At 67.6% G+C, this 11,718-nt stretch carries 10 protein-coding genes; 4 read left to right on the top strand and 6 right to left on the bottom strand.

Annotation, left to right across the window (positions count from 1 at the left end):
- Window positions 1-4 precede the first annotated feature (4 nt).
- On the bottom strand, window positions 5-1,087 hold the full coding sequence (locus ACZ3I4_RS40405) for a DNA cytosine methyltransferase (RefSeq protein WP_465387400.1): 1,083 nt from the start codon (window positions 1,085-1,087) through the stop codon (window positions 5-7).
- 206 nt (window positions 1,088-1,293) lie between these two features.
- Between ACZ3I4_RS40405 and ACZ3I4_RS40400 the strand changes: the two genes are divergently transcribed.
- On the top strand, window positions 1,294-2,133 hold the full coding sequence (locus tag ACZ3I4_RS40400) for a phosphoribosylaminoimidazolesuccinocarboxamide synthase (protein WP_465387399.1): 840 nt from the start codon (window positions 1,294-1,296) through the stop codon (window positions 2,131-2,133).
- A 6-nt stretch (window positions 2,134-2,139) separates the two neighbouring features.
- Here the strand turns inward: ACZ3I4_RS40400 and ACZ3I4_RS40395 are convergent, their stop codons facing one another.
- The gene (locus tag ACZ3I4_RS40395) at window positions 2,140-2,430 is read right to left on the bottom strand and encodes a DUF3040 domain-containing protein (protein WP_465387398.1); all 291 of its coding nucleotides are present in this window, start codon (window positions 2,428-2,430) and stop codon (window positions 2,140-2,142) included.
- A gap of 1,215 nt (window positions 2,431-3,645) precedes the next feature.
- On the opposite strand from ACZ3I4_RS40395, the gene ACZ3I4_RS40390 reads away from it, so the two are divergent.
- Window positions 3,646-4,539, top strand: coding sequence for a helix-turn-helix domain-containing protein (locus tag ACZ3I4_RS40390; protein WP_465387397.1), 894 nt, complete (start codon window positions 3,646-3,648; stop codon window positions 4,537-4,539).
- 370 nt (window positions 4,540-4,909) lie between these two features.
- Here the strand turns inward: ACZ3I4_RS40390 and ACZ3I4_RS40385 are convergent, their stop codons facing one another.
- Window positions 4,910-5,146 carry a DUF397 domain-containing protein gene (locus ACZ3I4_RS40385; RefSeq protein WP_465387487.1) on the bottom strand — a complete coding sequence of 79 codons (237 nt, stop codon included), beginning with the start codon at window positions 5,144-5,146 and terminating at the stop codon, window positions 4,910-4,912.
- 266 nt (window positions 5,147-5,412) lie between these two features.
- Between ACZ3I4_RS40385 and ACZ3I4_RS40380 the strand changes: the two genes are divergently transcribed.
- Window positions 5,413-5,664 (top strand): hypothetical protein, encoded by a 252-nt coding sequence (locus tag ACZ3I4_RS40380; protein WP_465387396.1) that lies wholly within the window; start codon window positions 5,413-5,415, stop codon window positions 5,662-5,664.
- An 829-nt stretch (window positions 5,665-6,493) separates the two neighbouring features.
- Here the strand turns inward: ACZ3I4_RS40380 and ACZ3I4_RS40375 are convergent.
- From ACZ3I4_RS40375 to ACZ3I4_RS40365, 3 genes are all read right to left on the bottom strand, one after another.
- Entirely contained in the window at window positions 6,494-7,312 is an 819-nt protein-coding gene (locus ACZ3I4_RS40375) for an SAM-dependent methyltransferase (RefSeq protein ID WP_465387395.1), read from the bottom strand.
- A 113-nt stretch (window positions 7,313-7,425) separates the two neighbouring features.
- A complete protein-coding gene (locus ACZ3I4_RS40370; RefSeq protein ID WP_465387394.1) occupies window positions 7,426-9,036 on the bottom strand; it encodes a tetratricopeptide repeat-containing diguanylate cyclase in 1,611 nt (536 codons plus the stop codon).
- 210 nt (window positions 9,037-9,246) lie between these two features.
- Window positions 9,247-10,833 (bottom strand): MDR family MFS transporter, encoded by a 1,587-nt coding sequence (locus ACZ3I4_RS40365; protein ID WP_465387393.1) that lies wholly within the window; start codon window positions 10,831-10,833, stop codon window positions 9,247-9,249.
- Between the two features lie 142 nt (window positions 10,834-10,975).
- On the opposite strand from ACZ3I4_RS40365, the gene ACZ3I4_RS40360 reads away from it, so the two are divergent.
- Entirely contained in the window at window positions 10,976-11,572 is a 597-nt protein-coding gene (locus ACZ3I4_RS40360; RefSeq protein ID WP_465387392.1) for a TetR family transcriptional regulator, read from the top strand.
- Window positions 11,573-11,718 lie beyond the last annotated feature (146 nt).

Raw genomic sequence — 11,718 nt, 5'->3', positions numbered from 1 at the left:
CTCGTCAAAGGCGCTCGTCGAGGCTCTGAGCGAGGTGCGATCCGAGCGCCTCGGCCAGCTCGACCGGCACCGCGTTGCCGATCTGGCGCGCAATGTCGATCTTGGTGCCGCACCACCGGAAGTCGCGGTCGAAACCCTGCAGCCGTGCTGCCTCGTAGTGAGTGATGGCACGAGGCTGCTCGGGGTGCAAATACCGCCCCTTCTCCGGCTTGAAGAACTCGGTCCGAATGGTGACCGAGGGCCGGTCCCAGTGGAGTCGACCCATGACATCGCCCGAGCCGGTGGTGTGCTTGATCCAGCACGGGCTTTTCAAATGCTCGGGAAGGTCGAAGCGATTTCCTCCCGGCGGAATCCACTCGAACCGGTCCAGCGACAATCGCCGATAGTCCCGCGTCACGTGCAGTTCGCTGCTCCGGAACGCGCCGGGCACGCGCACTCCGAGGTGTGAGACGAACCCGTCCGGAAAGGTTTGATGACCCGGGTCGACATGCGGCTCGATGTCGGCGAGGCGGTCCTCCACCGTCGTCCACTCGTCGCGGTCCAGATCACCGAGGGGAACGTCGATCGGCTTCTCGAGATCACGATGGGTGCCGATCACGATGGCGCGGCGTCGGAGCTGAGCGGCGCCGAAATGCGCGGCGTTGACCAATGCCGGCTTGAGCACGTACTGCTTGAGCCGGCCGCCCTCCGATTCGTCGTGAAGTTGGGCGAACTCGTCGCTTTTCAGAAAACGGTCGACGTTCTCGATGACGAACGCCATGGGCTGGATCGTCTCGAGCACACGCATGTATTCGCGCCATAGCTGATTGCGAGGGTCGTCGGCCCGTTTGGCGCCGAGGTTGGAGAAGCCCTGGCACGGCGGTCCACCAACGATGACATCGGCTGAGGCGGCCCGTTCGTCGACCGCCCAGTCCGTGATGCTTCCGTGGTGGACGATCTCCTTGCCGAAGTTCTCGGCATATGTGGTCGCCGCGGCCGTGTCGATCTCGACGGCGCCGACTGTCTGGTATCGACCGGTTCGGTGGAATCCCGACGTGATGCCGCCGCATCCCGCGAAGAGATCGACAACTTGGAAGGTCCGCGCCATGGCGATACATTAGCCGGCCGCAGCAGGCTCGTCGTCCCTGGTAGCCGGCATGTCGCCGAAAGGACGCAGCGTCACGCCCAAACATGCGTTCGAGCGTCTCCGCCCCACCTTGCACCGGTTGTGCCGCGCCTCATGCAGCGTGCCGCCCGGGCAATCCAGTCGGATAGCGTGAACCCGGTTGACGTGGCATGAGGTTGGGGGAGCACGTGGAGCTGTTGCACTCGGGGAAGGTTCGTGAGGTTTACGCGGACGGGCGGGACATCCTGCTTGTCGCGTCGGACCGGGTCTCGATCTATGACGTGGTGCTTCCCACGCCCATCCCGGACAAGGGCAAGATTCTGACCCAGCTTTCGCTCTGGTGGTTCGAGCAGCTGAGCGACGTCGCCCCCAACCACATCGTGTCGAGCACCGATGTGCCGCAGGAGTGGGCCGGCCGGGCGGTTCGGTGTGAGCGGCTCGAGATGGTCATGGTGGAGTGCATCGCCCGGGGTTATCTGGCCGGGTCGGGGCTCAAAGAATATGAGCGCGACGGGGCCGTTTCCGGGGTTGAGCTGCCGGCGGGGCTGATCGAAGCCTCGGAGCTGCCGGAGCCCATCTTCACGCCGACTACCAAGGTGCCTCCGGGTGAGGGGCATGACGAGTTCATGACCTACGCCGATGTCGTCGCGAAGGAGGGCGGGGAGCTCGCGGCGGAGTTGAAGCGGGTCACGCTTGAGGTTTATCGGCGTGGGCAGGAAGTGGCCAAGGCCAAGGGCATCATCATCGCGGACACGAAGATTGAGCTCGGGTTCGCGCAGGATGGGACGTTGAAGCTCGGGGACGAACTGCTGACGCCGGATTCGTCGCGATTCTGGGCGGCCGACGAATGGAAGCCGGGTGGCACGCCGCGCTATCTCGACAAGCAGTTCCTGCGGGACTGGTCGTCGTCGCTGACCGACTGGGACCGTACGGCGCCGGGGCCCGAGATTCCGGATGAGGTCGTCGAGGCCACCCGCAACCGGTACGTCGAGGTCTACGAGCGGCTGACCGGCGAAACCTGGCGGTGAGTTGAGTCAGGGGACCCGCCGGCGCGCCACCCACCACTCGGGCTGAGGGGTCCGGCCGTTGCGCTTGCGGTAGAGGCGGAACCCGTACGCGGAACAGATGACCGCGAACAGGAGGCCCGTCCAGCCGCCGAAGACGATGCACAGCGGCGCGAGCAGCCACAGGGCTACCGCCGCTGCTGTGTAGAGGTGTGGCTTGGGCCTGCTCAACCTGTCGACACGTCGGCAGAACCTCGGGTCGACGGTGCGCAGGTGGGTGACCAGGCCGTCGAACGCAGCCTTCTCCTGGGGATCGAGCACAAGAGCCACCTCCGCCTGCCGGACCGCTCGACGCGAGCCTGAATACCCACCATTGCGGAGGGATAACCCGCAACGGCACCTAAGGGCAAGCTCCAACTTATTGGCGCCCACCGGCAAACTACCCAAGTAAGTCTTGTACCGATTTATCTCGACAAGAGGCAGGCAGAGTCCTCCGGGCGAGTGTCCCTCTTTCGGCGACGTCGCACCCGCGGAAGGCCTCCTCTCATACACGAAGAGTGGCCAAAGTAGAGGGTCGGAGAAACGGCATCAATGTGCGTCGAATATTGCACCCACGGTGCCTATTCTCTGAAGTCACTTAGGGGAGCGGCGGCATTGCAGAAGGGTTCCGTCAAAGCGGAGTAAAAAACGACAAAGGCCCGGGATAATCCCGGGCCGACGGCTGGACGACCGTCAGGGCGCAGTGCGCGCGGTGGCCGCGCCCTCGTGCCACGTCGTCTCTCCGCCGCAGGCGGCGCAACCCATCTGGTCGCCGCAGGAGGGGCACCAATCGTTCGTGCGCCGCAGGTGCCACCCCAGGGCAACGCCGGCCAACAGGCTCAGAAGGCCCACAACGGCCGCGACGGTGACCGCGCCGGTCATGCCGCGGAACCCCGAACCGGAAGCCCTGAGGGCGTGTAGACGCCGCGGCCGAGGTGACGCCGGTCGACGGCCGGGTCCTCACCCGAGCGAGCGGTCACGTAGGGGGCGGTAAACGTGTCGACCCCGGTGCCGAGGTGGGCGCCGGGGCGGTAAGTGACAGTGACTGCGCGGGGGGAAGCTGCTTCGATTACTCCGGCACGCCAGCCGTCGCGGTAGACCCAGACGCGGTCGGACGGGTGGTAGCTGTCGGCGGGCGCTACGTCCGCCGGGTCGCGTTGGGGCGGGGCAGTGGTCGGGGCGGACGTCGGTGCCGTGGACATCGAGATGACCCTCCAAGATCTCGGGACTCGGTCGTCCGGGTGGCGGGGGAACGCCACCGAGGCTTGCGTGTCGGCCGAGAAGCCGAACTTTCCACCACGCTGTGTCAGCAGGCGGTGCGTGTCTGTCAGCTATCATGCTCGCGTACTAAGGCGTTCGCAAGGCCGGATGCACGTGCATCCGCAGCGGGCAGACGCCCGGTCAGGCGTTCGTTCTGTTTCACTGAGGACGATCTCCCCCTTAGGATGCTGTGGGACTGCGGCCGGCAGCCCCTAGAGAGCGACGACGAGGAGCCAGGTGAGCGCGGGTACGCAGCAGGAGGAGGCGCCGACCGGTGGCCCCACCGTTCTGCGCATTCTGCTCGGGACCCAGCTCCGCAGGCTGCGTGAGGCTCGGGGCATTTCCCGTGAGGATGCGGGCTGGGAGATTCGGGCCTCGGGCTCGAAAATCAGCCGGATGGAGCTCGGCCGGGTCAGTTTCAAGGAGCGCGATGTCAGCGACCTCCTGACCCTTTACGGCGTGAATCAGCCGAACGAGCGCGAGGCCTTGCTCGTGCTGGCCCGCCAGGCCAACAACCCGGGCTGGTGGCAGCAGTTCAGCGATGTGATGCCGGGCTGGTTCCAGTCCTATCTGGGGCTCGAGGCGGCGGCGACGCTGATCCGGACGTACGAGATCCAGTTCGTGCCCGGTCTGCTGCAGACGCCCGACTACGCCCGGGCGGTCATCATGCTCGGCCATGCCGGCGTCACGCCCGAAGAGATGGACAAGCGCGTCGAGTTGCGCCGCCAGCGGCAGGCCATTCTCGACCGTCCCGAGGGACCGCAGCTGTGGGCAGTCATTGACGAGGCGGTGCTGCGCCGGCCGATCGGCGGCGTCGACATCATGAAGGCTCAGATCGAGTTCCTCATCGAGGCGGCCAAGAAGCCCAACGTACGGCTGCAGATCATCCCGTTCCACGCCGGTGGTCACGCCGCCGCGGGCGGCCCGTTCGCGATCCTGCGCTTCCCGGAGCCCGAGCTCCCCGACGTGGTCTACGTCGAACAGCTCACCAGCGCGATCTATCTGGACAAGCGCGAGGACGTCGACCAGTACGCGATGGCGATGGAGCGGGTCTGCATCGACGCCGAGCCGCCGAACCACACGCCGGAGATTTTGGGCAAACTTCTGCACGAAGTGGGCCGACCGGCCTGATCTTCCGCGACTCTATGGAGCCGCGCCCCGACGGGCGGTACGCTCGGCGCACTCTCCTGTCCGCATTGCGCAACAGGCGGGTGCTGGTAAGGGCTCGTCCACGCCCGCTGCCGACGACCGTGGACGAAACCGCATTACCGTCCCGGGTCCTGCCTGGCTTGAACCGCTAGGCAGGCCCATTTCTTTGCGGGGTACGCGGCCCGAAGCGTCGCGTTACCCGGCCACCTCATCGTCTCGCCGCCTGTCAAGTGGCTGTCGCGATCGGACGGATGGCTCAAAAGCCTCGGACTGGACGCGGACATGGGCACGTCGCGCCCGAGGCGGCCGGCCGCTGTCGGCCAGCGCCGCTCTGGTTGGGCCGGCTGGGTGCTCAGCCGAGCAGGTTGTCGAAGTCGCCGTCGCGAACGCCGCCGAGGAACGCGTCGATCTCGGCGCGCGTGTAGATGAGCGCCGGACCCTCGGGGTCACGGGAGTTGCGCATGGCGACCTCGCCGTTGGGCAGGAGGGCAGCCTCGACGCAGTTGCCGCTGGGGTTGCTGCGCCGGCTCTTCTGCCAGGTGACACCTTCCAACTGGCCGGCGGGGATGCCGTTGACCGCGTACTGCATGTTGATGCTCCCTTGCTTCTCCTCCGGTCGGGGATCGTCCGGAGTCAAATGATCTCCCTGTGCGCAACTGTCGGCTTACAGCTGGTGCAAATGCACGTGCATCTGGCCTTGCGTACTCACGGGATTGTGAGCATGATAACGCACGTACGAAACTCGTGGGTGTCACTTAGGGTGACATCTTTTAGTGACTGACCGGTCGCGGAAACGGTGTTCGCGGCCTCGACGCGAGGCTCCCTGGCGGGGGCGTCCGAGCGAGAGGTGACGAGATGACCGTTCCCAACATTGGTCCGGAGCACTTCGACCAGGGGGATACGTTCGCGGTGGAGTTGCGGATGGGCAACCCGGCGCCCCTTTGCCGGGACGACCCGTTGACCGACGACGTAACCGCCGCGACGACCCGGGCTCAGGGTGTTTCGCACCGATTCGGGAGTGCCCGGCACGCGCTGTCCCGCCCGAACGCCCGTTCGGTCAACGACCGGCCGATGCCCGACGAGGAGGGCCCCGATGCCCGAAATTGATCGCGGCCGAGCGCTGACGGGACATCAGCGATGATCACTTTGAGTAAAGATGTGCGGCGGTATTGCGGGTTGCCCACCGTGATTGTTCGCGAGCGCGCAGCAATTACTGACCGTCGCCGCAATGTGGACGGTCACCGGCACGGCAGGTGGACGGTCACTGGTATGGCCGTGCATTCCACGCCGGGTGGGTTCTAAACCCTGGTAGTGCCTAGGCTCCGGTCGGGTCGTCCGATTCCCCCGTGTTGGGCGGCCCGACCGGTTTGGCATTTGTCGCTTTCGGATCATCGTCGGATACTTCGGATCAGATTCATCCCGTACGGGGCGTGGCCGCGAACAACCGCAGTAATGGCCGATCGCGGCCAGCAGCGCGACCCAGTCTCGACACCGGGCCATAGCGCGCCCGCCGGGATGTTCCCGCGTCCCCCGGCACGACGCGCGCGACCAGCGACGTAAGGCCCGGCAAGGCCCGCGCCGGGATGGGCCTGACCAGGACCGGAACCAAGCAGGGCTGCCCATGAAGACCGACCGCCAGACCTCCCGGTAAAGCCAGGCCGTCGGGCGTCGCGCGGTAAGCCGGGCCGTCGGGCGTCGCGCGGTGCCGGGAAGTCGGTTGGACGAGCTGAACGTGCAGATGCCGGGCCGTCGGGCGTCGCGCGGTGATGTCGGACAACAAGGCGTCGCGTCGTGGAGTCAGACCGCGAGCCGCAGCGTTTCGTGGAGCCAGGTCGCACGCGTCACGCCGTGAGTTGGACCGCCAGGGCGTCGCGGCGTGAAGTCGGACCGTGCCGCGTCGCGGTGTGAAGGCGTGCAGAAGCTGGGGTGAAACAGGTCAGGGCTTTCGGGCGACGCCCGCCCAGTAATAGGTCGCCTCGGGATTTTCCACCGGCTTGTCGGGACGCCAGCTCGAGACCGGCACCAGACCGGGCTCCAGCATCTCCCAGTCGCCGAAGAAGCGTTCCACGTCGGACCGGGGACGGGCCACCAAGGTCATGCCGGCGTCGGTGGCCGCCGCGACCGCCTCGTCGACCTGGTCGGGGGCGAAGTCCGCCGTCGGGTGCGTGATCGCGAGCAGGCTGCCCGACGGCATGGCGTCGCGCAGGGCGGCGACCTTGGACCACGGGTCCTGGTCGTCGGCGATCAGCATCAGGATGGCGATCATCGTCAGGCCGACCGGCTCGTCGAAGTTGAGGGTGCTGCGGAGGGCCTTGTCCTGCAGGATCGACTCGGGGTCGCGGATGTCGGCCGAGATGTACTCGCTGCGGCCCTGTTCCGTGCTGATCATGAGGGCGCGCGCGTGGACCAGCACGATCGGGTCGTTGTCCACATAGACCACGCGGGCCTCGGGCGCTATCCGCTGCGCGATCTCGTGCAGGTTGGGCCGGGTGGGGATGCCGGTGCCGATGTCGAGGAACTGCCGGATCCCTTCCTTTTGCACCAGGTCGTGGGCCGCCCGGTGGACGAACTTCCGGTTCTCGGCGGCCATGTAGCGCATGCTCGGAATCGCCTTGATCATTGCCTCGCCGACGGCCCGGTCGACGGCGAAGTTGTCCTTGCCGCCGAGCCAGTAGTCGTAGATGCGGGCCGAGTGCGGCACGTTGATGTTGACGCCGGGCGGCGCGACCTCGGCTGCCCGGGGGAACTCGTCCACGCGTCCGCCTCCTCGCCCGACCCCGCACAGGCCGACTGTCCGTCAGTCGATAAAGCGTAGCGGTCGCGGACGACGAAATTCGCGAGTGACCTCGGCCGGGGTAAAGGCGCAGCTCAGGCCGCGGAGGCCCGATCTCGGTACGAACGTGCCCGATCCGGACCGGGCACTCCGCAGATCACCCGGTCGCGGCCGCCGTGCTTCGCGGCGTACAGGTTGCGGTCGGCTGTGGACAGCAGGGCGGCCTGCGTACGGGATTCGGCCTCGCTCGTTCCGGCCACACCGATGCTGATGGTGACCGGCAGCCCGCGGGTGAGGCCGTCCCAGTCGTAGCCGCGCACGGCCTGACGGATGCCGTCGACCTCGTGGCCGGCCCGCGACGAGGGGCAGCCGGGCAGCACCATCAGGAACTCCTCGCCACCCATCCGGGCGACGAACCCCTCGGGGGAGACGACCGCCAGTTCCGTCTCGAGGAGCTTGGCCACCTGCACCAGCACCTGGTCGCCGACGTCGTGCGAGAGCTGGTCGTTGATCCGCTTGAAGTGGTCGAGGTCGACGATGGCGACGGTGAGGTCGGAGTCGGTGTCGATCAGTCGAGGGAGCTGTTCGTCGAGGTAGCGACGGTTGCGCAGGCCGGTCAGCGGGTCGCGCCGGGCCTGCTCGCGGAAACGCTCCGCCTCCTGCCGGGCCTCGGCCGTCTCGAACAGCGCCTGCCGGGTGCGGGCCTGCGCCTCACGCTGGCTGGACTGCAGACGGTTGAAGGCCGCGAAGAAGACCTTGTGAGCCTCGTACGCCTCGGCGAACTCGCCCCGGGCGGCGTGCAACTCGGCCTGCTCCTGGTGGGTCTGCACGAGGAAGTGGCCGAGCTCGCGGTCGGCGCAGAGCCGGCGCGACTCGTCCAGGCTGGCCTGGGCCCGCTCGTACGCCCCGAGCGCGCGCTGCGCCCGGGCCAGGTTGAGCAGATATTCGGGCATCGCGTCGGCGTCGTGCCGGCGCATCGACCGGTATTTCTCGATGGAGGCCTGCATGGTCCGCTCGGCCTCGGCGTAGTGCCCGTTGCTCATCTCGATCGCGCCGATGGTGTCGAGCACCGTGGCGTCGAGCTCGAAGCCGTGCTTCTCGGCGAGCGCCCGCAGCCGGATGGCGACCTGGGCGGCCAGGGCGAAGTTGCCGGCCGCGTGCTCCGAGTAGGCGTAGTTGTTGAGCACGTAGAGCAGCAGGAAGGGCCGGTTGAGCTCGACCGTGAGACGCTCGGCCTGGGCGAACCGCTCGCGGGCGGGTTCCATCGAGCCGGCGAAGGCCAGCGAGTCGGCCAGCTTGGCGCGGTGCCAGATCTGCATGAACCCGGTGGCGGTGTCGTCGAGCAGCTCGACGCTGCGGACCGCGTGGTCGAGGCTCTGCGCGGCATCGCCCAGGTGGCGGTGGACGGCGGCCCAGATCAGGTGGATGCGGGCGGTCAGCTGCTGGGCGCCGTGGTCGACGGCCCACTGGTGGATCTGCCACATGCGCTGCGCGGCGTCGGCGACATCGCCGGCGCGCATCCGCATGTTGATCTGGCAGAGCCGGGCCCGGGCCACGAGCAGCTCGTCACCGAGCAGGCGAGCCTGACGCTCGTAGCGCTGGGCCAGTTCGAAGGTGGGGTCGGCATCCCAGTGGATCTCGTCTTCCAGCTCGAGGAGGGCAGCGTGCAACCTCTCAGCGTCGAGCACTTCCCGGTCGTGATCCACGTGGCCAACCCCCTTTCGCTTCTGGGCCACTGATCGACAGCGCGGCCCGGCGGTTGAGGAATTCCGCCATGATCAGCGCTCTGCTTCCAGAGGTTAGCGCTCGGTGAACCAGGGATCCTATGGTAACAGACGTGAGCAATGTCGCCACAGAAGGTTACGGGCGTAACACGGCGGCGCCCGCCAAAGGCGAGCGGGGCCGGAGAATCGTTGTCAGCGGGAAAGTGCGGGCACCTGCGCCTCTTCGTTAATCGGCTGGCCGGCCGGCGTCACGTCGACGGTCGAGCGGAGCGTGGTCGGCCGCATGAGCAGCGCGGCCACCACGCCGACCACCGCGACCGCCGCGCTGATCAGGAAGATGTGCCCGGTCGCGTCGCCGTAGGCGGCCCGCACGATGTGCTGGATCGAGTCGGGCAGGGCGGCCAGGTTGAGCGTGCTGCCGCCGCTCGTGCTGCCGGCCGGCACACCGGCGCTGGCCAGGTCGTGGGTGATCTGGCCGCTGACCCGGCGGGCCAGCACCGCGCCGAGCACCGAGACGCCGATCGTGCCGCCGAGCGACCGGAAGAAGGCCACCGTCGAGCTGGCGGCGCCGATGTCCTTGAGCGAGACCGTGTTCTGCACCGAGAGCACCAGGTTCTGCATCGACATGCCCACGCCCGCACCGACCAGGGCCATCGCCACACCGACGTACCAGAGCGGGGTCTCGTGGTCGAGGAAGGAGAGCATGGCGAAACCGACGACCAGCACGATCGTTCCGGTGACGATGTACGGCTTGATGCGGCCGCTCTTGGTGATCATGCGGCCGGAGACCGTCGACGAGACCAGGATGCCGGCCATCATCGGGATCGTGAGCAGGCCGGCCTCGGTCGGGCTGTAGCCACGCCCGATCTGGAAGTACTGCCCGAGGAAGACCGCGCCGCCGAACATCGCCATGCCGACCGAGAGGCTCGCGATGATCGAGAGGGCGGTGCCGCGCTGCTTCACGATCTCGAGCGGAACGACCGGCTCGGCGACCCGGGTCTCGACCCAGATGGCCGCGGCCAGCAGCACCAGGCCCGCGCCGACCATGGCGCCGGTCTGCCACGAGATCCAGCCGAAGTTGCTGTCGACGAACGAGACCCAGACGAGCAGGATGCTGACGCCCGCGGCGATCAGTCCGGCGCCGAGGTAGTCGATCTTCACGTTGGCCCGGCGGATGACCTCGAGGTTGAGCGTCTTCTGCAGGACGACCAGGGCGACGGCGGCGATCGGCGCGCCGATGAAGAAGCACCAGCGCCAGCCGAGCCAGTCGGTGTCGACGATCAGACCGCCCAGCAGCGGGCCGCCGACCGTGGCCAGGGCCATGACGCCGCCGAGGTAGCCGTTGTAGCGCCCGCGCTCGCGGGGCGGGATCATCGCGGCGATCGCCACCTGCACCAGCGCCTGCACGCCGCCCATGCCGAGGCCCTGGAACGCGCGGGCGGCGATCAGCTGGCCGGCCGTCTGCGCGAAGCCGGCCACGACGGAGCCGAGGACGAACACCACGATCGCGATCTGGACCAGCAGCTTCTTGCTGTAGAGGTCGGCCAGCTTGCCCCAGATGGGGGTGGAGGCGGTGGCGGTCAGCAGGGTCGCGGTGACGACCCAGGTGTACTGGGTCTGGCTGCCCTCGAGAGCGCCGATGATCTTGGGCAGTGCGGTGGAGACGATGGTCGAGCTGGCCATCGCGACGAACAGCACCAGCAGGAGGCCGGAAAGCGCCTCCATGATCTGGCGGTGGGACATGGCGCCCGGGCGGGTGCCGACGGTGGTGGCGCTCATCGCGCAGCCGCCTCTCTGACAGAGGAAGTGATTGCTTCATACAACTATCTAGAAAGCTTGCCTATTGCGCAAGTTTTCTCATTGAGAAGGGAATCACACCTCGGTACCCTCATGTCATGAGCACGACAGTCGCCGAAGACTCATGAGCACGACCGCCGAGCCCGGGCTGCGCGAGCGTAAGAAGGCCGCGACCCGGCAGGCCCTGCACGCCGCGGCGATGCGGCTGGCCATCGAGCACGGCTTCGACCGGGTCACGGTCGAGGCGGTCGCCGACGAGGCCGGCGTCTCGCGGCGTACGTTCTCGAACTACTTCGGCAGCAAGGAAGAGGCGCTGCTGTACGGCGAGCACCAGCGCATCAGCATGCTGATCGAGCAGGTGCGGGCGCGTCCGGCGGACGAGACGACGTGGGCGGCGCTCACCGCCGCGGCTCGGCAGTTCTATCTCAAACTGGGCGATCTCGACCCGCACTGGGTCGCGCAGAGCCGTCTCGTACGCGCCCAGCCCGCGCTCGTGTCGGCGCAGGTGCAGACGTTCGCGGCGCTCGAGCGCGACCTCTCGGCCGAGATCGCCGCCCGCTCCGGGGACGACCCGGGCAGCGTACGGGTAAAGATGACCTCGGCCGCGTTTCTCGCGTCGCTGCGGGTCGCGCTGCACATCTGGCTCGACAAGCCGCCGGGCACGAATCTGTGGGACCTGGTCAGCGAGACCCTGGCCGAGGCCGGCCGCGGGTTCGCCTAGGTTTTGTCCTGGACACGGAAACGGCGCGACTCCGGGTGGGGGCCCGGAGTCGCGGCGGTTGCGATTATGGGGTGGGGGAAGGAAGCACCCCGGGTATCCCGCCAACAAATTGGCGGAGTCGCACGGCGCCCGGGCGAGTTTAGGGG

Source organism: Actinoplanes sp. NPDC021490 (assembly GCF_055562135.1).
The sequence above is the reverse complement of the archived record's forward strand: the minus strand, read 5'-3'. Positions and strand labels throughout refer to the sequence as shown.